This window comes from Pseudomonas kitaguniensis (assembly GCF_049199985.1).
GTDB classification, from domain to species: domain Bacteria; phylum Pseudomonadota; class Gammaproteobacteria; order Pseudomonadales; family Pseudomonadaceae; genus Aquipseudomonas; species Aquipseudomonas kitaguniensis.
Genome location: NZ_JBLZPT010000081.1, coordinates 1 through 255, shown reverse-complemented (window position 1 = coordinate 255; position 255 = coordinate 1). Strand labels below are relative to the sequence as shown.

The window sequence follows — 255 nt, the reverse complement described above, 5'->3', positions numbered from 1 at the left end:
TGGTGCGCCAAGAGCACGTCGACGATGTGCCCGCTGCAAGCAAGAACCCGAACGGTGATGCCGCGGCCAGCGCCGATAAAACCATCACCCACGGTTGCCCGGTGTCGATGGTCACCGGGGAAGAATTACTGACCCTCACCGACGGCGCGCTGGACGGGCTTTTGCCGTTTGAGTGGACGCGGGTATATCGCACCAGTGCGGTGGAAGTGGATGGCGGGCTGGGCTTTGGCTGGAGTCATGCGCTGGCGCAACGGT

The 255-nt window shown here is 63.5% G+C and carries 1 protein-coding gene; it reads left to right on the top strand.

Going from position 1 to position 255, the window contains the following annotated elements; all coding sequences use genetic code 11:
* The coding region (locus ACOZK9_RS27435) for a DUF6531 domain-containing protein (RefSeq protein WP_421556991.1) at nucleotides 1-255 on the top strand (255 nt) is incomplete at both ends.